The sequence below is a fragment of the Frankia sp. CcI49 genome (assembly GCF_001983215.1).
In the GTDB taxonomy this organism is placed as follows: Bacteria; Actinomycetota; Actinomycetes; order Frankiales; family Frankiaceae; genus Parafrankia; species Parafrankia irregularis.
The window spans coordinates 16,059-37,518 of the sequence record NZ_MOWP01000051.1; the positions used below are offsets into that span (position 1 = coordinate 16,059).

General features: G+C 71.4%; 21 protein-coding genes. 9 read left to right on the forward strand and 12 right to left on the reverse strand.

The window, feature by feature from the left end:
* The first annotated feature begins 49 nt into the window (after positions 1–49).
* The 4 genes from CcI49_RS37885 to CcI49_RS37900 are packed head-to-tail and all read left to right on the forward strand — an operon-like array spanning position 50 to position 4,715.
* Positions 50–1,228, forward strand: a complete 1,179-nt coding sequence (locus tag CcI49_RS37885) for an amidohydrolase family protein (protein ID WP_083749964.1) — start codon at positions 50–52, stop codon at positions 1,226–1,228.
* Positions 1,229–1,258: 30 nt separating this feature from the next.
* Positions 1,259–2,245 (forward strand): enoyl-CoA hydratase-related protein, encoded by a 987-nt coding sequence (locus tag CcI49_RS37890; RefSeq protein ID WP_198955746.1) that lies wholly within the window; start codon positions 1,259–1,261, stop codon positions 2,243–2,245.
* Complete coding sequence (locus tag CcI49_RS37895; RefSeq protein WP_054564659.1) at positions 2,242–3,132, forward strand: amidohydrolase family protein; 891 nt, start codon at positions 2,242–2,244, stop codon at positions 3,130–3,132. Before CcI49_RS37890 ends, CcI49_RS37895 begins: the two co-directional genes overlap by 4 nt.
* Positions 3,129–4,715, forward strand: a complete 1,587-nt coding sequence (locus CcI49_RS37900) for an AMP-binding protein (protein WP_076834472.1) — start codon at positions 3,129–3,131, stop codon at positions 4,713–4,715. The genes CcI49_RS37895 and CcI49_RS37900 overlap by 4 nt, the downstream gene beginning before the upstream one ends.
* A gap of 107 nt (positions 4,716–4,822) precedes the next feature.
* Here the strand turns inward: CcI49_RS37900 and CcI49_RS37905 are convergent, their stop codons facing one another.
* Positions 4,823–5,473, reverse strand: coding sequence for a TetR/AcrR family transcriptional regulator (locus CcI49_RS37905; protein WP_076834475.1), 651 nt, complete (start codon positions 5,471–5,473; stop codon positions 4,823–4,825).
* A 176-nt stretch (positions 5,474–5,649) separates the two neighbouring features.
* Here CcI49_RS37905 and CcI49_RS37910 point away from each other — a divergent pair, with 176 nt between their 5' ends.
* A complete protein-coding gene (locus tag CcI49_RS37910; protein ID WP_241840513.1) occupies positions 5,650–6,222 on the forward strand; it encodes a hypothetical protein in 573 nt (190 codons plus the stop codon).
* 53 nt (positions 6,223–6,275) lie between these two features.
* Here CcI49_RS37910 and CcI49_RS37915 read toward each other — a convergent pair whose 3' ends face one another.
* The 6 genes from CcI49_RS37915 to CcI49_RS37940 all read right to left on the reverse strand — a co-directional run bounded on the left by CcI49_RS37915 (position 6,276) and on the right by CcI49_RS37940 (position 11,749).
* On the reverse strand, positions 6,276–8,783 hold the full coding sequence (locus CcI49_RS37915) for a heavy metal translocating P-type ATPase (protein WP_241840515.1): 2,508 nt from the start codon (positions 8,781–8,783) through the stop codon (positions 6,276–6,278).
* Between the two features lie 24 nt (positions 8,784–8,807).
* On the reverse strand, positions 8,808–9,038 hold the full coding sequence (locus CcI49_RS37920; RefSeq protein WP_076834477.1) for a hypothetical protein: 231 nt from the start codon (positions 9,036–9,038) through the stop codon (positions 8,808–8,810).
* Positions 9,039–9,091: 53 nt separating this feature from the next.
* Entirely contained in the window at positions 9,092–9,298 is a 207-nt protein-coding gene (locus CcI49_RS37925; protein ID WP_076834479.1) for a heavy metal-associated domain-containing protein, read from the reverse strand.
* Positions 9,299–9,468: 170 nt separating this feature from the next.
* The gene (locus tag CcI49_RS37930; protein WP_241840517.1) at positions 9,469–10,254 is read right to left on the reverse strand and encodes a hypothetical protein; all 786 of its coding nucleotides are present in this window, start codon (positions 10,252–10,254) and stop codon (positions 9,469–9,471) included.
* A gap of 44 nt (positions 10,255–10,298) precedes the next feature.
* A complete protein-coding gene (locus tag CcI49_RS37935) occupies positions 10,299–10,520 on the reverse strand; it encodes a heavy metal-associated domain-containing protein (RefSeq protein ID WP_076834481.1) in 222 nt (73 codons plus the stop codon).
* A 98-nt stretch (positions 10,521–10,618) separates the two neighbouring features.
* Complete coding sequence (locus tag CcI49_RS37940) at positions 10,619–11,749, reverse strand: sulfite exporter TauE/SafE family protein (protein WP_076834483.1); 1,131 nt, start codon at positions 11,747–11,749, stop codon at positions 10,619–10,621.
* Positions 11,750–12,165: 416 nt separating this feature from the next.
* Between CcI49_RS37940 and CcI49_RS37945 the strand changes: the two genes are divergently transcribed.
* Positions 12,166–14,265, forward strand: coding sequence for a copper-translocating P-type ATPase (locus tag CcI49_RS37945; RefSeq protein ID WP_241840519.1), 2,100 nt, complete (start codon positions 12,166–12,168; stop codon positions 14,263–14,265).
* Between the two features lie 365 nt (positions 14,266–14,630).
* Here CcI49_RS37945 and CcI49_RS37950 read toward each other — a convergent pair whose 3' ends face one another.
* Positions 14,631–14,852, reverse strand: coding sequence for a hypothetical protein (locus CcI49_RS37950; protein ID WP_076834485.1), 222 nt, complete (start codon positions 14,850–14,852; stop codon positions 14,631–14,633).
* 226 nt (positions 14,853–15,078) lie between these two features.
* Here CcI49_RS37950 and CcI49_RS37955 point away from each other — a divergent pair, with 226 nt between their 5' ends.
* Positions 15,079–15,690 carry a DUF305 domain-containing protein gene (locus CcI49_RS37955; RefSeq protein ID WP_076834487.1) on the forward strand — a complete coding sequence of 204 codons (612 nt, stop codon included), beginning with the start codon at positions 15,079–15,081 and terminating at the stop codon, positions 15,688–15,690.
* A gap of 70 nt (positions 15,691–15,760) precedes the next feature.
* On the opposite strand, the gene CcI49_RS37960 is transcribed toward CcI49_RS37955, so the two are convergent.
* Together CcI49_RS37960 and CcI49_RS37965 are read right to left on the reverse strand one after the other, a co-directional pair.
* Positions 15,761–16,690 carry a M56 family metallopeptidase gene (locus tag CcI49_RS37960; RefSeq protein ID WP_076834489.1) on the reverse strand — a complete coding sequence of 310 codons (930 nt, stop codon included), beginning with the start codon at positions 16,688–16,690 and terminating at the stop codon, positions 15,761–15,763.
* A complete protein-coding gene (locus CcI49_RS37965) occupies positions 16,687–17,076 on the reverse strand; it encodes a BlaI/MecI/CopY family transcriptional regulator (RefSeq protein ID WP_054564649.1) in 390 nt (129 codons plus the stop codon). Before CcI49_RS37965 ends, CcI49_RS37960 begins: the two co-directional genes overlap by 4 nt.
* 549 nt (positions 17,077–17,625) lie before the next feature.
* Here CcI49_RS37965 and CcI49_RS37970 point away from each other — a divergent pair.
* Both CcI49_RS37970 and CcI49_RS42345 read left to right on the forward strand, forming a co-directional pair.
* Positions 17,626–18,546: a C40 family peptidase gene (locus CcI49_RS37970; protein WP_241840521.1), complete on the forward strand. Its 921-nt coding sequence runs from the start codon at positions 17,626–17,628 to the stop codon at positions 18,544–18,546.
* Position 18,547: 1 nt separating this feature from the next.
* A complete protein-coding gene (locus tag CcI49_RS42345; protein ID WP_158230885.1) occupies positions 18,548–18,721 on the forward strand; it encodes a hypothetical protein in 174 nt (57 codons plus the stop codon).
* A gap of 29 nt (positions 18,722–18,750) precedes the next feature.
* On the opposite strand, the gene CcI49_RS37975 is transcribed toward CcI49_RS42345, so the two are convergent.
* Positions 18,751–20,508: an amidohydrolase family protein gene (locus CcI49_RS37975; RefSeq protein WP_076834493.1), complete on the reverse strand. Its 1,758-nt coding sequence runs from the start codon at positions 20,506–20,508 to the stop codon at positions 18,751–18,753.
* 111 nt (positions 20,509–20,619) lie between these two features.
* Positions 20,620–21,390 carry an SDR family oxidoreductase gene (locus tag CcI49_RS37980; protein WP_076834513.1) on the reverse strand — a complete coding sequence of 257 codons (771 nt, stop codon included), beginning with the start codon at positions 21,388–21,390 and terminating at the stop codon, positions 20,620–20,622.
* Between the last annotated feature and the right edge of the window lie 70 nt (positions 21,391–21,460).

The following is a 21,460-nucleotide window of genomic DNA, read 5'->3' on the forward strand; positions in this document are numbered from 1 at the left end:
CCGCACGGCCGAGTACATGGCCGAGTACTGCGACGGAAGGAATCCCGCGGTGACTGACCTGTGGCCCATTGACGCCGACAACCACTACTACGAGCCGCTCGACGCGTTCACCCGCCATCTCGACCCGGCGTTCACCCAGCGCGGCGTGCAGATGCTGCAGAAGGGCAGGCGGGTCGTGATGGTGCTCGGTGGGCGGGTGAGCCAGTTCATTCCGAACCCCACGTTCAACCCGGTCACCAAGCCCGGCTGCCTGGACCTCTACTTCCGCGGTGTCATGCCCGAGGGGGTGACCCGGGCGACCCTGATGGAGCTCGAACCGCTGGCTCCCGAGTACCGCGACCGGGACGCGCGGGTCAGCCGGCTCGACGAGCAGGGCCTCGCCGCCGCGGTGCTCTACCCGACCCTGGGCGTCGGGGTGGAGGAGGCGCTGCGCGAGGACGTCCCGGCGACGATGGCGTCGTTGCACGCGTTCAACCGCTGGCTGGAGGACGACTGGGGCTACGCCTACCGGGACCGGCTGTTCGCGGTCCCGTTGATCTCGCTGGCCGACCCGGAGGCCGCCGTCACCGAGGTGGAGCGGGTGCTCGCGCTCGGCGCGCGGATCGTGCACGTCCGGCCCGCTCCGGTGCCCGCGCCGGGTACGGGGTCCGGCGGGCGGTCGCTGGGCCATCCCGCGCACGACCCGGTGTGGGCCCGGCTCGCCGAGGCCGGCGTGCCGGTCGCGTTCCACCTGGGCGACAGCGGCTACCACCGGATGTCGGCGATGTGGGGCGGCTCGGCGAGGCTGGAGGCGTTCGGGAAGACGAACGTCCTCGCCAAGATCGTCGTCGGTGACCGGGCCATCCAGGACACGATGGCCAGCCTCGTGGTCGACGGCGTGTTCGCCCGCCACCCGAGGCTGCGGGCGGTCAGCATCGAGAACGGCGCCGCGTGGGTCAGGCCGCTGCTGCGCCTGATGAAGAAGTACGCGAACCAGTCCCCGGAGGGCTTCTCGGGTGACCCGGTCGAGACCTTCAAACGGCACGTGTGGGTGGCTCCCTACTACGAGGACGACATCGGCGACCTGATCGACCTGATCGGCGCCGACCACGTCCTGTTCGGCTCGGACTGGCCGCACGCCGAGGGTCTCGCCGAGCCGCTGCAGTTCGAGAAGGAGATCGAAGGCCTCGACACCGCGACCCGCCGGCGGATCCTGCGGGACAACTCCGCCGCGCTCCTCAGCCTGTGACCGCCGGGCAGGCGCCGCCGGGGCTGCCTCGTGACCGGGCCTGAGACCACCGCGCCGGAGGAGGCGGCCATCGCGGCGGGAAGCATGCCGCCGGAAGCCACGACCAGTCGCGCGGCTGGTGCGGCTGGTGCGGCTGGCGCGGCTGGTGCTGCCCCGTTCCCGAGCCGGTCGCCGTGGGCCGAGGACGGCACGGTCGGGGTCGAGGTCGCCGGCGGCGTGGCCACGGTCAGCCTGGACCGGCCGCCTGGCAACGGCTGGACTCCCGGGCTGGGGCGGGAGTTCTTCGCCGCGCTGGACCGGCTGGCGGCGGACCCCGAGGTGCGCGCGCTGGTGGTGACCGGCACCGGGCCGGACTTCTGCGTCGGCGCCGACGGTGGCAGCCTCGACAACATCACCAACGCCGGCTCGTACGAGATCGACGCGGCCCGGCCGACCTACTGGGCGGCGATGACGATCGCGAAGCCGGTCGTCGCCGCGGTCAACGGGGCCTGCTTCGGGGTCGGCCTGCAGCTGGCGCTGTTCTGCGACGTGCGGTTCGCCGGCTCGTCGGCGAAGTTCGCGACCGCGTTCGTGCGCCGCGGACTGATCGCCGAGCTGGGCATGACCTGGCTGCTGCCCCGGATCGTCGGGCTCGGTGTCGCCAACGACCTGCTGCTGTCCGGCCGGCTGGTCCGCGCCGCCGAGGCCGAGCGGCTGGGTCTGGTGAACCGGGTCGCCGAGGACACAGGCCTGCTCGCCGCGGCGCAGGAGTACGCGGCGGGCCTGGCCGCGCGCTGCTCGCCGGCCGCGATGGGCGTCGTCAAGCGCCAGACCTACACGGACCTGACGTCCACGCTGCCGGCCGCGGTCGCCCGCGGTGACGCCTACCTGGAGGCGGCGCTGGCCTCGGCGGACTTCGCCGAGGGTGTCCGCAGCTGGCGGGAGCGGCGCCAGCCCGTGTTCGGTGGCCTTGACCCCGCGCATGCCCGGTTCACGCTTCCCGACGCCGACGACGCGAGACAGGCGGCCAGCCGATGACCCGACCACGCGACATCAAGGTGATCGACACCCTGATGGGTTTCCGTTCCACCAGCAACATCCCGTCCATCCCCGGGCTGCGCGACGCGGGCCGGGCGGACAACACCATCGGTTACATGTTCAAGGGCATGCCGGCGAACCGGCCCGACGAGGTCTCCGACGAGCAGGCGATCGACGAGACGCTGGGGAAGATGGACGCCCACGGCATCGAGCTGGCCCTGGTCAACATCACCAGCGAGACGGCGAGGACCGCGCTGGTGAAGCACCCGGAACGCTTCGCCGGCTCGCTCGCCGTCGACCCGAACGACGTCATGGGCGCGGTCCGCGAGATCCGCCGCGCCGTGGCGGAACACGGCCTGCGGGCCGTGACGCTGTTCCCGTCGGGCCTGTCGCCGCAGGTGCCGATCGACGACCGGCACGCCTACCCGATCTACGCGACCTGTGTCGAACTCGGCCTGCCCGTGTTCGTCTCCGTGGGCGTGCCGGGGCCTCGCATCCCGATGGCGCCGCAGCATGTCGAGCGGGTCGACCAGGTGTGCTACGACTTCCCCGAGCTGGTGTTCGTGATGCGTCACGGCGCCGAGCCCTGGGTCGACCTGGCCGTGAAGCTGTTGCTGAAGTGGCCGAACCTGTACTACTCGACCACCGCGTTCGCGCCGAGGCACTACCCGGCGGCGATCATCGACTACGCGAACACCCGCGGCGCCGACAAGGTCATCTACGGTGGTTACTACCCGTTCGGCATCGAGCTGGAGCGCACCTTCGCCGAGCTCGACGGCGTCCCGTTAAAGGACATGGTCTGGCCGAAGTTCCTCCGCCACAACGCCGCCCGGGTGCTCGGCGTCGGCTCTGACGCCGGCGCCGAGGCCGGCCTGGGAGCGTCATGACCCCGGCCCGGGGGGCGTTGTCCGCCGTCCCGGCGCGGGCCGATGAGGCACTGCTGGACCGCACTGTCGGTGACCAGCTGCGGCTGCGGGCCACCGGGCAGCCTGACCGGCCGGCGCTGGTCTGGGCCGTCGACGACGACCCCGCCGCGCTCGACAGCCTCACCTACAGTGAGCTTCTTCGCGCTGCCGAGGCGGCCGCGACCGAGATCCGCCGCAACGCCCGGCCGGGGGAGCGGGTCGCGCTGTGGGCCGCCAACGGGCCGGAATGGGTGATCGTCGAGTACGCCTGCGCGCTCGCCGGGGCCGTGCTCGTCCCGTTCAACACGGCCTGGACCGACGGCGAGGTGGCCCACGCGCTCTCCCTGGCCAGTCCGAGGCTGCTGTTCGCCGGGGCGGACAACCGCGGTGTCGACCTGCGCTCGCGGGCGGCCGAGCTCGTCCGCCCGCGGCTCGGCTGTCAGGCGGTCGACCTGACCGGCGTCGCGAAGGACGTGGCCACGCCCTCCGTCGCCGACAGGCCCGTGGTGCTGCCGGAGGACCCGTTCCTCATCCAGTTCACCTCGGGTACCACCGGCCGGGCGAAAGGGGCGACGCTCAGTCACCGTGCCGCTCTCAACGCCGGGCACCTGCGGGCCCGGACGTTCCACGCCGACGAGCAGGACGTCTGGCTCAACCCGGTTCCGCTGCACCACGTGGGCGGGTCGGTGGTCATCGTGCTTGCGGCCTTGGCCTCCGGCGGCTGCTACGTGGCGATGTCCCGGTTTCACCCGGTCAGGCAGGTCGCGCTGATGCGGGCCACCGGCGCGACCCGCACCGGTGGGGTGCCGACGATGTTCTACGCGCTGCTGGACACCCCCGGCTTCGACGAGGCGCTGACCACCGTGCGGTCGGTCGGGCTCGGCGGGGCGAGCGTGCCGCCGTCGCTGGTCGAGCGGCTGCAGGCGCACGGGGCGACCGTCTCCGTCGGGTACGGGCAGTCGGAGTGCCCCATCGTCACCCAGTCCGACCCGGCCGGGGACGCCGATCACGTGGCGACCACCGTCGGCGTGACGATCCCGCACACCGACCTGCGCATCGTCGACGGCGGCGGGCAGGTCGTCGGCCGCGGCGAGATCGGTGAGGTCCGGGTCCGATCGCCGCTGACGATGATCGGTTACTGGGACATGCCCAAGGCGACCGACGAGGTCTTCGACGCCGACGGCTTCCTGCGCACCGGCGACGTCGGCTCTCTCGACGACGCGGGCGTGGTCCGCATCCATGGCCGGACCCGTGAGGTCATCATCCGCGGCGGCGAGAACATCTACCCGATCGAGGTCGAGGACGCCCTGCTGCGCCACCCGGCCGTCGACTCCGTCGCCGTGCTCGCCGTGCCCAGCGACCGGTGGGGCGAGGAGGTCGCCGCGGTCGTCCGGCTCACCACACCCGGCGCCGTGACCGCCGAAGAACTGGCCGAGTTCGCGGCGGAAGGCATCGCGCACTTCAAGGTTCCACGCCGGTGGCGGTTCGTCGAGGAGTTCCCGCTGACCGCATCCGGCAAGGTCCGGAAACTCGAGCTCCTGTCCCTTTTCCCGGCCCGAGTCTGAACATCACCACAGTCTGGAGGGTGCGCCCCGTCCTGGAAGCGCTGGAGCACGCCCCCGGCGCGACGGGATTGACCACGGTTCACCGGTGGCGGGGACCTATCGCCCGCCTATACCGGCGGTCTGCCATCGAGCGCCGTGGACACACAGAACCGCAGGAGGCGTTCCGCCTCGTCAGGGGTGGGGCGGGTACCGGCTCTGAGATGGCCGCTGACTCTTCCGTAGACGGCGTGGGTGACGAGTTCGGCGTCGAGCTCGGGGGTCGAGCTGCCGAGCATCGCGAAAGGTTCGTGGAGGAGCTCGGCGAGCGGCCGTTTCGCACTGTGGTCACCGGTGGGGAAGCCGGTGTTGAGGTTGGCGCTGTTCGACAGGATCGCCGAGGTGGACGCGGCCTGGGTCTCGTCGGTCTGGGAGAGCGCCGCGTCGAGCCACTGGCGGAGTCTGCCCTCGGCCGTGGGTTCCTTGGCCATCCGGCGGGCGAGGGCGGCGGCGACCCGTTCGACACCGTCCTCGATCAGTGCGGCGACCAGGGCGTCCTTCGACGGGAAGTGCCGGTAGAACGCGTCGTTGGACAGGCCGGCCACGGTGACGATGTCGGCCACCCGCGCCTTCGCCGCCGTGCCGCTGGCGTCGATGACCTTGCGGGCCGCCTCGATCAGTGCGGTGACCTCGCTGGCGTAGTCGGGCCGTCGCCGTTCGGCCGCTGTCCGCGCTGCGATGCGGGCGGCCACCCCGCTCGGGGAGGCAATGGCGTTCTCCACATCAGGATTCTAGCCTCGACCAACGTGCAGCCCGGCGCGTGCCGCTCTGCCGGGCGCTCGGTCTGCCCGATGCCGACAGGCCCGGTTGTCGGTCGAATGCGCGGCCACGACGCTCGCCCGCCGAACACCGGCTGCATTCCGGCCGAAACGCGTTTACGCTCAACCTCGAGATGGCCATGGACAACAAGATCGCCYTTCGCGTGCGGCCCTACCTGGAACCCGGCGAAGAAATCCGTCAGGTGTTCATGGCCCAGACGCGCACACCGTACCTGCGCATTCTGGTGCCCTTGTTCGGCTACACGCTCGCTGTGGTCGGCTACCTTCTGGTGCCCGAGGCCGCTTACCAGATCTATTACTGGGTCGCCTACTGCCTCTTCATGATCTTCGGCTACGGCGTCGTCATCGCGGTGCCCCTGCTCCTCTTCGGGCTTGTCGTGCTCTACATCCTCCTGTGGCCCGCGCTCACCTACCACGTGATCGGCCCCCGGATCGTCGTCGTCACCGACCGGAACGTGATCGTGCTGCGCGCACAGGGCCGGTGGCCCACCTTCCCGACAGGCGCCGCGCCCCTTGCCCGACTGCCGCTACAGAATCGTTTCGGCAGGCGCCTGCTGTGGCACTGGACGTCGGTGGAGGGCGAACGCCTGTGGATCGCCGGCCGTCCCCACCGGGATGTCGCACAGGCGGGCGCGCGTGCCAGGCCGGGTTACTGCCTGCGCCGGGTGACGAACTGTTTCCTGGCGTCCTGAGTGGTAAATCGGCGTCCTGAGCGGTAAGTCGGTGTCCTGAGCGGTAGCTCCGCTCACGGCAGGCGGCGAGGGTCTCGAAGATCTTTCCGGTGGGAAGGCTGGAGCTGTCCGGGTAGCCCGGCCGGTCCGGCGATCTCGGTGGGTGTCGACGCCGCTTCGTCTCGGTGGTGTCGGGGGATGGGTGCCGTCGTGGCGGGTGGGGCGTCGACCTGTGCGGCGAACCGGCGCAGCCGCAGGCTGTTCGCGACGACGAACACCGAGCTGAACGCCATCGAGGCACCGGCGATCATCGGGTTGAGCAGGCCGGCCGCGGCCAGCGGCAGGGCCGCGAGGTTGTAGGCGAAGGCCCAGAACAGGTTGCCTTTGATGGTGGCCAGGGTGCGGCGGGAGAGCCGGATCGCGTCCGCGGCGGCCCGCAGGTCACCGCGGACGAGGGTCAGGTCGCTGGCCTCGATGGCGACGTCGGTGCCGGTGCCCATCGCGAGGCCGAGGTCGGCCTGGGCGAGGGCGGGGGCGTCGTTGACGCCGTCGCCGACCATCGCGACGACCTTGCCCTGCGCCTGCAGACGTTTGACCACGTCGACCTTGTCGGCGGGCAGTACCTCGGCGATGAGGGTGTCCGGGCCGGTGCCGATGCCGGTCTCGGCGGCGACTGTGCGGGCGACGGCCGTGTTGTCGCCGGTGAGCAGCACGGGGGTGAGCCCCAGCTCGCGGAGCTGGGCGACGGCCTGGGCCGAGGTGGGTTTCACGACGTCCGCGACGACGAGGACGGCGCGGGCCTTCCCGTCCCAGGCGACGCCGACGGCGGTGCGGCCGGCGGTCTCGGCGGTGGTTCTGGCTGCGGCGAGGTCGGGCGGCAGCGGCTGGCTCCACTTCTCCAGGAGTGCCGGTCGTCCGACGAGGACGGCGTGCCCGTCGACGACGCCCTGGACGCCGAGTCCTTCCAGGTTGGTGAACTGTTCGACGTCGGGCAGATCGCCGACGCGCTCGCGGGCGCCGCGGGCGATGGCGGCGGCGATCGGGTGTTCGGAGGCGTTCTCCAGCGCCCCCGCGAGCCGCAGCACCTCGGTCTCGTCCGCCTCGGCGGTGCCGGCGGTGTCGGCCGTGCCGGCGGTGTCAGTGGTGCCGGCGGCGACGTGGATTCCGACCAGGCTCATGCGTCCTGTGGTGATGGTGCCGGTCTTGTCGAGGACGATCGTGTCGACCCGGCGGGTGGATTCGAGTACTTCGGGCCCCTTGATGAGGATGCCGAGCTGTGCTCCCCGGCCGGTGCCGACCAGCAGCGCGGTTGGGGTGGCCAGCCCGAGGGCGCAGGGGCAGGCGATGATCAGTACGGCGACCGCGGCGGTGAACGCGGCGGCCGGGCCGGCGTCCGCGCCGAGCCAGAAGGCCAGGGTGGCAGCCGCGAGAGCGATGACGACGGGCACGAACACGCCGGAGATCCGGTCGGCGAGCCGCTGCGCGGCGGCCTTGCCGGTCTGGGCGTCCTCGACGAGTTTCGCCATCTGGGCGAGCTGGGTGTCGGCGCCGACGCGGGTGGCACGCACGATCAGACGTCCGCCGGCGTTCACCGTCGCTCCGGTGACGGTGTCACCTGGGGCGACCTCGACGGGGACGGACTCGCCGGTCAGCATCGAGGCGTCGACGGCCGAGGATCCCTCGTCGACCACGCCGTCGGTGGCGATCCGCTCGCCGGGCCGGACGACGAACCGCTCGCCGACGGCCAGCTGGCTGATCGGGATCCGGATCTCGGCGCCGTCGCGCAGGACGGCGACGTCCTTGGCGCCGAGTTCGAGCAGTGCGCGCAGCGCGGCGCCGGCCTGTCGCTTCGCCCGTGCTTCGAAGTACCGACCGGCGAGGATGAAGGTGGTGACGCCGGCGGCGACTTCCAGGTAGATGTTGCCGGTGCCGTCGCCGCGGGCGATCGTCAGCTCGAACGGGTGTGTCATCCCCGGTGTCCCGGCGGTGCCGAACTGCAGGGCGTACAGCGACCAGCCGAACGCCGCGCTGACGCCGATCGAGATCAGTGTGTCCATCGTCGCGGCGCCGTGGCGCAGGTTCGTCCAGGCGGCGCGGTGGAACGGCCAGGCGGCCCAGGTCACGACGGGGCTTGCGAGGGCGAGGGAGTACCACTGCCAGTTCGTGAACTGCAGGGAGGGCGTCATCGCCATCGCGATGACCGGAACCGCGAGCACGATGCTGGTGATCAGGCGGTGGCGCAGCGACCGGGTCGGATCGGGTTCGGCGCCGGCCCCGGTTCCGGCTCCGGCCCCGGTTCCGGCTCCGGCCGCGCCCGGTTCCAGGTCCGCGGCCGGCGGCCGGGGCAGGTCGGCGGTGTAGCCGGCTGCCTCCACCTGGGCGACCAGCACGGCCGGGTCGACGCCGCCTGGGGCGCTCACCCGGGCCTTCTCGGTGGCGTAGTTGACGGTGGCCGTGACACCGTCGATCTTGTTCAGCCTGCGTTCGATCCGGTTCGCGCAGGACGCGCAGGTCATCCCGCCGATCGCAAGCTCGATCTCGGTGATCGCGGCGCCGGTGGTCGTCGTCGTGGTTGCGCTCATACCGGCCGTACCTTCCCTTCGCGATCAGTGGCCATGGCCGTCGGTGCCGCGCTCGATGGCACCCGGCAGGTCCGGGGCGGAGCCGCTGTGGTCGCCTCCGTGGCCGCCGCCGGCGGTGGCGGTGGCGGCGTCGTCGTGGTCCGTACTGGTGGTGGCCGCGTCGAGCGGGCCGACCGCCGTGCCGACGCCGTAGGCACCGCCGAAGACCAGGGCGAGCGCCGCACCGAAGGCGGACAGTTTCGCGATCGTGTTCATGCGTACCTCCTTCTCGCGGGGCGTGGCCGTGGCCGCGTCCCGCGGCGCCGGCCTCAGCCGACGAGCTGGTAGCCGGCTTCCTCGACCGCGGTACGAACCTCGACCGGATCGAGCTGCCGGTCACTGGTCACCGTGACGGCGCCGGAGCCCAGGTCCACCGCCACGTCGGTGACGCCGGCGATCTCGCCGAGTTCCTCGCTGACCGAGGCGACGCAGTGCGCACAGGTCATGCCGGTCACGGTGTAGATGGTCTCGCTCATCGGGGTCCTCCCTCGGATCTGGCGATGTGCTGGTGCTCGACGGGCCACGCGCCCTTGCGGCGGCTGGCTCGACGCACCGAACATACCCCCGGGGGGTATCCATGGAAAGAGGTGCGCCCTCCGCTGTTCGGAGCACGACACCTGCCAGGGGCCAGGTATGAAACCCGGACTCAGTCGTTGTGGGGTGCGGTACCCGGGGCATGGGTGTGGCTCGACGCGGGCCGAGGCCGSTCCGGTTCGCCGGTCTCTCCCACCGCCGGTGACGTGGGGGGTACGCCGTCGCCGCCGCCTGGGGTTGGGGTCGCCGGATGCTCCCCGTCCTGACCGTGGGAGTGCGGGACGGATTCGTCCGTCGTCGGGTGGCTGTGGCTGTGCGAACCGGCGAGTTCCACCGCGGGGATCGCGAGGCCGGTGACACCGGCGCCGGCGGCACCGATCACGACGGCCGCGCTGAAGGAGGAGCGGAACCCGCGGGCGTGCCGGGACCACAGCTCCCACAGCGCGACGACGCAGACCACCGCCTCGAACGCGACCGTGGTGAGGTCGACTCGGTCGACCTGTTCGGGCAGGCCGGCGTGGGGGCCGACGGGGAGCCCGGAGGTCCGGCTGACAAGCCACAGCAGGATCGACCCGGCGTTGACCAGCAGGCCCGCGGCCATCGTCCGTCGGCCGGCCTGCCGGAGCGCGGGGAGGGCCCAGCCCGCCTGGAAGATCGCGGCCGCGATGAAGAACACCCCGGACAGCGGCCAGCTGCCGAAATGGCTCGGCGCGACCGCGGCGTGGGTGGCGGCGGCGCCGAGCGAGGCGAATGCCGCCAGGATGCGGCCCGCTCCCGTGTCGTCCATGATCCGGGATTCGGTCTGCCTCCGGCGCCCTGCGCGGGCCGCGTCCGCGTTGCGGGCCGCGTGACGTCCCGTCCGGCGGATGACAAGCGGTGCGGTCGGGGGACTGTCCACCCGTGCCGCGTACCGCCGGCTGGTGCGTCCGCTGCCCGGATACGTCACGGCAGTGGCGAGGCCTGGTAGCCGAGCTCTTCGATCACCGCGACCACGTCCTGCGGGCTGTTCTGGTCGAGGTCGAGGTCGACCGTGGTGCGCGCCTGCCGGAGGGCGGTCCGCGCGCCGCGCACGCCTGGCAGGTCCTCCAACGCGTCGTCGATGAGCAGCGAGCAGCTGCCGCAGTGCATTCCTTCGACGCGGAAGGTGTGCGTGGTGACGGGCACCGTGGTACTCCGTTCTCCTCGTTCGGGCGGGCGGGGCGGGCCGTTCGGTCGAGTGCTCGGTCGAGATGGACGAGGTCGGATGACGGTGCGGACGACGTTCAGACGACGGTGATGAGGCCGGTGTACATGCCCATGCCGCACGCGTAGCGCAGCTGGCCGGGCTCCAGAACACCGAGGTCGATCGCCGTGTCCCCCTGGGTTGGCAGGATCTCCTCGACGTCGTGACCGGGGATGACGAACGACCGGATGCAGCCCCGCACGTTCTCCGAGTGCACGACCAGCGTGGTGGGCACACCGGCCTGAACCTGGACGTTGCCCGGGCTGTAGGAGTCGGCGCGGGCGGTGATCTCCACGGTCTGGCGGCCACCGGCGGTCGAGGTGGCGGATGTGTCGGCCGCCGGTGGCTGGGTGAGACCGAGGGTTTCGGCGAGACGGCCGGCGGCCAGGGGCGAACCGGCCAGCTGCAGGCCGCCGTTGAGGGTGTAGAGCCCCATCGCCAGGACGACCAGTCCGGTGACCAGGGCCAGTCGGCTGCGCCACGCGGTCGCGGCCTTGCGGGCGGCGTAACCGAGGACGGCGAACAGCGGGCCGGTGCCGAGGACGAACACTCCCATCGTGGCCGCGCCCGCCGGCGCGGACCCGGCGGCGAGTGCCAGCGCCTCCACCGACAGTGTCACCCCACAGGGGATGAGCACGGTCGCCAGGCCGAGCAGCGCGGGTGCCAGGGCGGCCTGCGATCGGGCCCGCCGGCGGACGATCCTCGTCCACGACGCGGGTGGTTCGACGACGACGTGGCGGAATCCGGGCACGCCGAGCTGGGCGAGACCGAACAGAATGATCAGCAGGCCGGCACCGATCTGCAGCCAGGTGCGGGCGCCGACCGACAGCTCCACCGCGCTGCCGGCCGCCCCCAGCAGCGCCCCGAGCGCGACATGCGAGACCAGCTTGCCGGCCAGGAACCCACCGACCGGTGTGAGGTCGTCACCGAGCCGCGTGCGCCAGTCCGGTTCCGTCCCGACCTGCTGCGGCCGCCGTCCTGGACCGGACCGCGCGCGTTGGACCCGGACCGAATGGCGGCCGCGCAGGGGCGCGCCGCCCGACGGCCGTGCCGATCCCGCTGCGGCGGCGTGCTGCCGGGTGATCAGACCGGTCAGCAGCCCGCCCTGGACCGCGGCACAGGACACCCCGCCCGCGAACAGGCCGGTCACGAGAACAGCTGCGAGATTCACCGGACCTCCGCGGCGGCGGGTAGGGGATCGAGCGAGGACTCCCGGTCGAGCACCGGTTGGGGAGAAGACGGCGGCGCCCGACGTCGCGGGCGCCTTCGGTGTGGAACCCCTTTCCTGTTTCCTGCCCGACTGCTTGTCGAAGGGAGCACCGGAACCGGGGTGGGATCGGCAGGCGGTCCGGCGTGAGCGGCCGAAGGTCAYGGTAAACCACTACTTCACGTAGTAGAAAAGCGGGTCGACGGTGACCGGTCGATGTGGTCCAACCCGCTGTCGAGGCGGTGGCGGTGGTAGTTAGCGCTTTGCTTGGCTCCCGCTCCGGGCATCTGGGTCTTCGCCGCAGGGAGTGGGGGGCCGGTGGGCGATCCGGTCGTCCAGGGAAGAGGTTTGGCTCGATGAACTACTACGTGGTGCAGTAGATGGCGAGGGCTGGCAGTCTGCAGGACGGTCACGGGCCGGGAGGAGACGGGGCCCCGGTCGCCTCTGGGCATGAGGCGATGGGCCACGGTGGGCACGGCGACCTGTCGATGGCCGCGATGGTCGCCGACATGCGCCGCCGGTTCCTGGTGGCCGCGGTCTTCTCGGTCCCGATCCTGCTGTGGTCGGCGATCGGCAGGGACGTGCTCGGCTTCGACGACCCTGCCCCGTTCGGGYTGCGCGACGACGTGTTCCAGCTGATCCTGAGCCTGCCAGCGATCTTCTGGGCTTCGTGGATCTTCTTCGACGGGGCGTTCAGAGCGCTACGTGCGCGGACCCTGGACATGATGGTCCTCGTCGCCGTCGCGATCGGTACCGGCTGGACGTACTCCCTGGTCGTCACCCTCACCGGCGGCGGCGAGGTCTTCTACGAGGCGGCCACCGTCCTCGCCGCCTTCGTGCTGCTGGGCCACTGGTTCGAGATGCGTGCCCGCGGTGGTGCCAACGACGCGATCCGCTCGTTGCTGGAGCTGGCGCCGGAGAAGGCGCTGGTGCTGCGGGACGGCGAGCCTGTCGAGGTGCCGACCGCGCAGGTGGTCGTCGGGGACCTGCTGCTGGTCCGGCCGGGCGGCCGGATCCCGGTCGACGCGGTGGTCGTCGCCGGCGAGTCCGACATCGACGAGTCGATGGTCACCGGCGAGAGCCTGCCCGTCCACAAGGCGCCGGGGTCCGAGGTGATCGGTGCCACCATCAACACCACCGGCATCCTGCGGGTCCGGGCTGTGAAGGTCGGCGCCGACACCGCCCTGGCGCAGATCGTCTCCCTGGTCCAGCAGGCGCAGAACAGCCGCGCTCCCGGCCAGCGGCTGGCCGACCGGGCCGCCTTCTGGCTTGTCCTGGTAGCCCTCGCGGGCGGGCTCGCCACCGGGCTGGTGTGGCTGCTCGCCACCGACCGGCCGACGCAGGAGGCGGTGCTGTTCGCGATCACCGTCGTCGTCATCACCTGCCCGGACGCCCTCGGCCTGGCCACCCCGACAGCGATCATGGTCGGCACCGGGCTGGGTGCCGGCCGGGGCGTCCTGTTCAAGAACGCGACCGCGCTGGAGGCCGCTGCCGGTGTCACCACGGTCGTCATGGACAAGACCGGCACGCTGACGAAGGGCGAGCCCGAGGTCACCGGCATCGAGACGCTCAGCTTCCCCGAGGAGGACCTGCTGCCGCTTACTGCCGCGGTCGAACGGGAGTCCGAGCATCCGCTCGCGGCGGCGATCGCCCGCCACGCCGACGTGCGCGGAGTGCCCCGGCGGCCTGCCGAGGCGTTCACCAACGTCCCGGGGCAGGGCGCGGTGGCCACCGTCGACGGGCACCGGGTCGCGGTCGGCAACAGCCGGCTGATGCGGGCCGAGGGGGTCGCGCTCGGTGATGCCGCCTTCCGGCTCGACGCCCTCGCAGCTGACGGGCGCACGGCCGTGCTGGTGGCGGTCGACGGGCGGATCGCCGGCCTCGTCGGTCTCGCCGACGCACCGCGGCCGAGCGCCGCGGCGGCGGTCACCGCCCTGCACGACGCGGGCGTCGAGGTCGTGATGCTCACCGGCGACAACACGGGCACGGCGCGGCGGATCGGGAGGGAACTCGGCATCGACACGGTGATCGCCGAGGTCCTGCCAGGTGACAAGGCGGCGGAGATCGCACGGTTGCAGGCCGGCGGCCGGCGGGTGGCGATGGTCGGCGACGGCGTCAACGACGCCCCGGCGCTGGCGCAGGCCGACCTCGGTATCGCGATCGGCGCCGGCACCGATGTGGCGATCGAGACCGCGGACGTCGTGCTCATGCGCTCCGACCCGCTGGACGTGCCCACCGCTCTGCTCGTCGGCCGGGCCACCGTCCGCAAGATGCGCCAGAACCTGGCCTGGGCGGTCGGCTACAACACGGTCGCCCTGCCGATCGCCGCCGGTGTCTTCGCACCCCTCGTCGGCCTCACGCTACGACCCGAGATCGCCGCGCTGACGATGTCCGGGTCCAGCTTCCTGGTCGCAGTGAACGCCCTGCTGCTCAAACGGCAGAAGCTGCCCCGGACGTCGACAGGGCCGCACGTGGACTAGCACCGCAGCGCAGTGGCCGCGGCCGGTGCCGACACCGCGTACCAGGATGCCGACCTGACCGAACCGGTCGGCGAGCCCATGGCCCGACCGTAAACTACTACGTCAAATAGTAGGTTCTCGTGCATGCTCGGCGCGCGTGCGGCCCTGTCGCCGCCTGCGGGCGTGATCCTTCGCGGGAGGAACCGGAAAAAAGCCGATAACGCCGTCCTGGATGGCGTGTCGTGTCCGCTCGTGGACGCAAGGGATGCGACGTCGAGTACTAGCTCCCGTAGTAGTATCCCGGTGGCGGAAGCGGAGAGGGTGACGTGACGCGCTGCGAGGCAACGGCACGACACGGCGCACTCTGGGCCCGGCTCGTGCTCGTGTCAGCCGTCCTGCTCGGGCTGCTGGCGATGCACGCAGGCCTGGCCGTGCAGGTGCACGCACTCGGCTCGCCGCTCTGCGTCGAGGGAACCGGCCGTGACGTCCACCAGCGCTGCCCCCACCCGCACCAGCCCGGCGGTGGAGACCACGGCCACCAGGGCACGCTCTGTTCGGCGGTGTTTCGTGACGACCCCGAACCGGTCGCTCGCCACGGCGAACCGCACGACCTGGCGGCCATGCCTACCTCCGCTGACGCTTCCGCCTCCGCCGGGACGCGACAGACGCGGGGCGATCCGCCGCCGACGCCACCACCTCGGTACCTGACCGACCTGTCCGTCTACTGCGTGTGGCGGCTGTGAGCGGCCCGGCGCCGGACGTCGCGCACGCCTGCCGGCGCGCTCGGCGGCTCCGGCCTCAGCTCCGTTGGCACCCCGACACCGAGGACGACCTGTGCGAAGAAGACACCACCCTGGACTCGCCGCGGTAGGACTGGCCCTGGCGGCCACGCTCGTGGCCTGTGGGAGCGGCGACGCCCCCGCGCCATCCTCGTCCGCAACGGCAGGAAGCGGCAGCGCCGTCAGCGCCGGCGACCACAACGCCGCGGACGTGATGTTCGCCCAGATGATGATCCCGCACCATCAGCAGGCCGTGGAGATGGCGGAGCTGGCACCCGGGCGGGCCACCGACCCGGCGGTGCTCACGCTGGCCCAGCAGATCGGGACGGCGCAGGCACCGGAGATCGCGACGATGACCGGCTGGCTTGACGCGTGGGGCGAACCCACCGCCATGCCCGGCGGGGGTCACGGCGGTGGGGGGCACGGCACCGAGGGCATGGGAATGATGTCGGAGACCGACATGGCCGCTCTCCGGGGGGCGTCCGGACCGGCCTTCGACCGGATGTTCTGCGAGATGATGATCCGGCACCACGAGGGCGCGATCGAGATGGCGCGCACCGAGCAGCGGGACGGGCGGTTCCCCGACGCCGTCGCACTGGCAGGGACGATCGTGTCCACCCAGACCGCAGAGGTCGCAACCATGAAGGGGCTGCTCGGCACCGGATAGCCGACCAGGTCCCTGGGGCGCCGGCCGCACGCCAGCGCCCCAGGGGCTCCTCGGATCCCGGACGCGACGGTCAGGCGCAGTGATATCCGAGATCATGCAGAGCCGGAACCACGGTCATCACGAGTGGCAGGAGCAGCAGCGCGGCGGCGAGGAGGCCGCGAGTGGCAACGGCGGAGCGGGGCAGCGGCGGATCCGCGGCCAGCAGGCGTAGTACCCGTTGCCGGACCGCGGTGTTCGCCATGCCCAGCACTGGGGCCGGGGGAGCAGCGAGCCTCAGCACGGCTTCGGCGACGACGTGGGGAGCGCTGCGCCGGGCCGCGCTGTCGTCGGCGGTGAGCTCCAGGAGCCGGCGCAGCTCCTCGTGGCCTGCGACGAAGAGCGGCACGATCGGGAACGCCCTGGCCAGGATTGCCGTCGTGGCGAGGATGAGGTGGTGCCTGCCGGCGAGATGGGCGCGTTCGTGCGCGATGACGGCGTCGAGTTCGGTGGGGCGCAGAGCCCGCAGCGCGCCTTCGGTGATGACGACGCCCCCGCTGCGGCCAGGGAGGCAGAACGCACTGCGACCAGCGTGATCCAGGATGTAGATCCGCAGTGCGGGATGGAAACGCCCGAGCAGGCGGACGTCATGGCGGTGGCGGACGCGCGACCGGCGGCCTCCGACGGCGACGGTTACAGCGACCTGGAGGAGGCGGAGCGCCGCGGCGGCACCTACGACCACGCCGGCAGTCCGTGGAGCCGTCCACCGGGCGGAGACCGTCAGGCTGTGGTCGCTCCAACCACACCACTGGACGAGCAGGACCAGCGTGTCCCCGATCGCGTGCAGCGGTACGAACAGGAGCGCCGCGGCCAACGCCGCCACGGACACCACGGAGATCATCGCGGCGAGCCACATGACGACGGCGAGCCGGGGCGCGCGGGAGGACCAGGAAGCGTCGCGGAGGGAGTAGGGCAGGCCGCAGGCGACGACGGCCGCGTACGCCGCGAGAACACCGAAGATCACGGGGCGGGTTCCTCGTCGCCGCGACCACGGCTGGCGGAGTGCCACTGCACCGCTTCACGCAACGTCTCGTACTCCGTGGCATCCATGGCCTGCACGAAGTGGAGCAGCGCCAGGCCTCGGTCGTCCGCCCCGGACAGCACCGACCTCATCAGCTGGGCGGTGTAGGCGCTTCGGCTCAACGCGGGCTGGTAGCGGTAGGAACGCCCGGCGCGTTCCCGGGTCAGCCACCCTTTGTGGAACAGCCGGTCCATCACCGTCATCACCGTCGTGTAGGCCAACGGGCGCTCCGGTGCGAGCAGTGCCCGGACATCACGGACGGCCACCGGACCGCGTGCGGACCACACCCGGTCCATGATGTCGGCCTCCAGATCGCCGAGTTGTTCCACGACTCCCCCTCGCACGGCACCTGACAAGCACCGCATCCATCTCATCCCACGCCGACGAGAGCGGTCCTGCCTGCCCCGGTCGCCGCCATCGGCTGCCTCTGGACATCGATGGACATCGGTGCGGCCGGTGACGTGCGTCCATCTCCGCAGTCTTGCCGGTCGCGGGACGGACTGGTGCGGCCCGATCCGTTCGTCGTTGGTACCTACTACCAATCGTAGTTGTTACGGCTGGGATCCGTGGGGTGCAATCCATCTCGACCTGGGTGGACGGATCCCATTTTTTCCAGATAAAGCAGCTCGTCTGGTGATCGTTTCCGTGGAGTCCGGGCGCCGATTGGATGTCGATCTGCTACATGGCATAGTAGATCCATCGCATTGGGGGCACGAAGGGACGTAGGGGTGGATCGTGCGAGAAGGCGCGGCTACCGGGCTCGTGAGGAACCGGTACCGACGCAGGGGCGCCATCCGCGAGCGAGGGTCACGGAACGCACCGGCGGAATGTCGCCCCGTGCATCAGCGTCGCAGCGCCGCGTAGCGACGCTCGCTCTGATGACGACGGGCAGCTTGGCCACCGCCTCGACCGGCTTCGCGCTCGCCACCACCGGCGACGCTGCCACCGCGGCATCGCCGACACCCCCCGTCCGCACGGCTGGCGTCCTGAACACGGGTTCTCGGCCCGCGGTGACGGACAGTGCGGCTGCGGCACTGGCCACCGCCGTCGCTGATCCGTCGCGGAACTTCACCGGTGTCGCCTTCTCCTCCGATCGGGCGACCGTCGCGCCCAACGGCGAGGTGATGTTCACCGTCCGTGCGGCCAATGCCGATGGTGATCCACTCGTCGGGTCCGCCGTCCGGATCGTGGCTGTCGACGGACCGAGATGGACCACCACGGCCACGCTCCGCACGGACGCCGCCGGCGAGGCGCGGATATCCACTCGACTGCTGTCCACGACCACCCTCACCGCCGTGTTCGACGGCTCCGGCGCGCTGCGCCCCTCGATCGCCGGAGCGGCGACAGTCACAGTCCAGGCACCACCCTCGGCGGCGAGGCCCGCTCGCACCGGAGGGGGGCGGTCCGGCGCCGCGTCCACACCGGCCTACGACTCGGTCCCGGCGAGCGAGATCGGGGCGAAGGTGGTCTACCTCGCGTCCCTGCAGAACGGCAAACCGTACGTCTACGGCGCCGCGGGACCCTACGCCTTCGACTGCTCGGGATACGCCCAGTACGTCTACCGGCAGCTTGGACGGAACCTGCCACGTACCGCCCAGCAGCAGTTCCAGGCCACGACACGTATACCGAAGGCCGGGAAACAGCCCGGAGACCTCATCTTCTTCGGCAGCCCGTCAAACATCACCCACATGGGCATCTACGCCGGAAACGGCTATATGTGGGCAGCGCCAAGGACCGGAAGCAATGTCCGGCTGCAACCCATTTACAGCTCCACTTATTATGTGGGTCGGGTTCGGTAGCGTGGGGCCACTCACGGCCGGAGCCGCCGCCCTGGTCAACCAGGGCCTGATCGCCGCCGCGATCTCGCTGGCCGTCCTGGCGGTGGTGTTCCTGGGATGGCAGCGACGCCGTAGGTCCACCGGCATTCCCGAAACCGGCGGGCCCGGTGGCTGCGGCGGAGGATGCGCCTGCTGACAGCGGGCGCGATCAGCGGTGCGGCGATCTCAGCGGGTCCGGACACTCGCGGTGTCCCGGCCGGATCGCAGCAGGGTGCCGGGGGTCGCTCCGGTCGGCCGCCCGGCGCGGACGATCTCAACGCCGTTGACCAGTACCGCCGCGACGCCGATCGGGTCCGCGGTCAGGCGGGACGCACCCGCGGGAAGATCGTCGACGGTACGTGCCGGTGTGGAGTCGACGGTACGCGGGTCGAACAGCACCAGGTCCGCGGCGTGACCGGGAGCGATGATCCCGCGGTCGGGCAGCCCGAAAGCCGCGGCGGGTTCGCCGGTCATCATGGCCACGGCCCGCTCGAGGCTCACCAGTCGCCGCCCGCGCAGGCAGTCCGCGAGGAAGCGGGTCGGGTAGGGCGCCCCAGCCATCCGGTCGAGGTGGGCACCCGCGTCGGAACCGCCCAGCAGGACGTCCTCGTGTTCCCAGGTTCGTGCCCGCAGTTGCCATGAGGCGTGGTCGTCGTCGGTCGGCGTCGGCCACAGCACCGTGCGCAGACCGTCCGCGACCGCGATGTCGACCAGGGTGGTGAACGGGTCCTGCCCGCGTTCGGCCGCGACGTCACCGACGACGCGGCCGGACAGGCCCGCGTTGGCCGTGGAATAGGTGTCGCCGATGACGTAGCCCTCGAAACTGGACAGCCGGCGCAGGACCCCCGCCTCCGGTGACCGGGCCTGGGCCTGCATCCGTGCGCGCACCTCGGGGTCGCGGAGCCTGCTGATCCGCTCCGGGACGGGATGGCGCAGCACCTCGCCCCAGCCGGGAATCAGGTGTAGCGCGCAGAAGGTCAGCAGGCTCATGTTCATCGGGACGAGGGTCGGCATGGTCAGCGCGATCACTCGTCCGCCGGTCTCGCGGGCGCGGCGTGACGCTTCCAGCTGCCGGGGAACCCGTGCCGGGACGGCCGCGTCGACGGTGAGGACATTCCAGTTCAGGGGGCGGCCGGCCGCCGCGGACATGCCCGCGAGCAGCTCGATCTCCTCGTCGTCGAACTGGTCCAGGCAGCCGGGCACGATCGCTTCCAGGAAGGTGCCCTCGTGCTGGCCGACCGCGCGGCACAGCGTGAGCAGCTCGTCGGTCGTGGCCCAGCGTGAGGCGACGGGTCGCCCGTCGCCGTCCGCGTGCGACGTCGACAGTGTCGTCGACAGCCCGAGGGCGCCGGCGTCCAGCGCGCCGTGCAGCTGGACGACCATCGCCTCGACCGCGTCGTCGTCTGCCGCCGATCCGACCGCGGACGCGCCCATGACATAGCGGCGCAGCGCGCAGTGCCCGACGAGAAAGCCCGCGTTCACCGCGATGCGTCCCTCCAGGCCGGTGAGGAACTCGCCGAAAGACTCCCAGTCCCAGCTGACGCCGGTCTCCAGGGCCGCCAGGGGCATTCCTTCGACTTTCGCCATCATCCGGCGCAGGTAGTCGGCCTCGGTCGCGCCCCCGGCCGCGCTGCCGTCGTCCGCCCGCAGCGGAGCCAGGCTGAAGCCGCAGTTCCCGCCCAGCACGGTGGTGACGCCATGCTGGCTGGAGGCGCTCGCGGCAGGATCCCACCACAGCTGGGCGTCGTAGTGCGTGTGCACGTCGATGAAGCCGGGCGCCACGACGAGCCCGGTCGCGTCCAGGGTCCTCGCCGGCACGCCGGACAGCGCGCCCGGGTGGTCCACGGCGACAACGCGACCGTCCCGTACCCCGACATCAGCCAGGACTCCTGGTCGGCCCGAGCCGTCCACGACGCGCCCGCCAGCGATGATCAGGTCAAACACGGGAACCTCCTAACTCGCGGCGTCGGCAACCTCATCGGTGACCTGCCGACCGGTGCGTCATCTGAACCGTTCACAGTGGCGACAGGAAAAGCTCGCTCGGTGGCGGGCGACTTACCCGGCGGTCAGCCCGCCGTCACTGGCGAGGATGGCGCCGTTGATGTTCGCGGCCTCGTCGCTGGCCACGAAGGCGAACAGAGCCGCTATCTGCTCCGGGGTGGCCAGGGGCTTCGGCAGGCTGTAGCGCCCGATCAGCTCCCAGTCGGTGTCGGCGGGGAACTCGGCCGTGCGGACGATGTTCGTCTGCGTTCCACCGGGTGCGATGGCATTGACTCGGAGGTCCTTCTTGAGGAACTCCATGGCAAGCGCACGGGTGAGCTGGACGACCGCGCCCTTCGTCATGCAGTAGACAACCGTGTAGGCGCCCCCCATGACTCCCGCGTTGGAGGCGATGTTCACGATGTTTCCGCGGCTGGCAAGAAGATGCGGAATAGCGGCCTGACACAGAAAGAAATAGCCGTCGGTGTTCACCGCGAACATGGACCGGTACTCCTGTTCGCTGACATCGGCCACGTTGTTGAAACGCAGGATCCCGGCGACGTTTCCGAGTACGTGCAGGCTGCCGAACGCCTCGACGGCGGCCGAGACCGCCGCCCGGCATTCGGCCGGGTCACGTACGTCCGTGACGCGGGTGCGCACCGTTCCGTCGCTGTCCGTGGCCAGCTTCTCCGTCTCCGCCAGGCCGGCCGTGTCGACGTCGCAGGCCAGTACCGAGGCACCCTCCGCGGCGAGGCGGAGAACGACGGAGCGGCCGATTCCGGACGCGGCGCCGGTGACGAGTGCGTTGCGTCCGATGAATCGCCGGCCGGTCAGGGTGGGTGACATCACGATCTCCGTCGTCGAGTCGGGGCGGGCGGGGCGTGCTGGCAGCGGCGGGCCGCCGGCAACGGGGAGA

Excerpts from the sequence above, each read along its gene's own strand:
- CcI49_RS37895 (WP_054564659.1), top strand. The coding sequence starts at position 2,242 with ATGACCCGACCACGCGACATCAAGGTGATCGACACCCTGATGGGTTTC.
- CcI49_RS37980 (WP_076834513.1), bottom strand. The coding sequence starts at position 21,390 with ATGTCACCCACCCTGACCGGCCGGCGATTCATCGGACGCAACGCACTC.
- CcI49_RS37915 (WP_241840515.1), bottom strand. The coding sequence starts at position 8,783 with ATGAGCGCAACCACGACGACGACCACCGGCGCCGCGATCACCGAGATC.
- CcI49_RS37920 (WP_076834477.1), bottom strand. The coding sequence starts at position 9,038 with ATGAACACGATCGCGAAACTGTCCGCCTTCGGTGCGGCGCTCGCCCTG.
- CcI49_RS37925 (WP_076834479.1), bottom strand. The coding sequence starts at position 9,298 with ATGAGCGAGACCATCTACACCGTGACCGGCATGACCTGTGCGCACTGC.
- CcI49_RS37970 (WP_241840521.1), top strand. The coding sequence starts at position 17,626 with ATGACGACGGGCAGCTTGGCCACCGCCTCGACCGGCTTCGCGCTCGCC.
- CcI49_RS37900 (WP_076834472.1), top strand. The coding sequence starts at position 3,129 with ATGACCCCGGCCCGGGGGGCGTTGTCCGCCGTCCCGGCGCGGGCCGAT.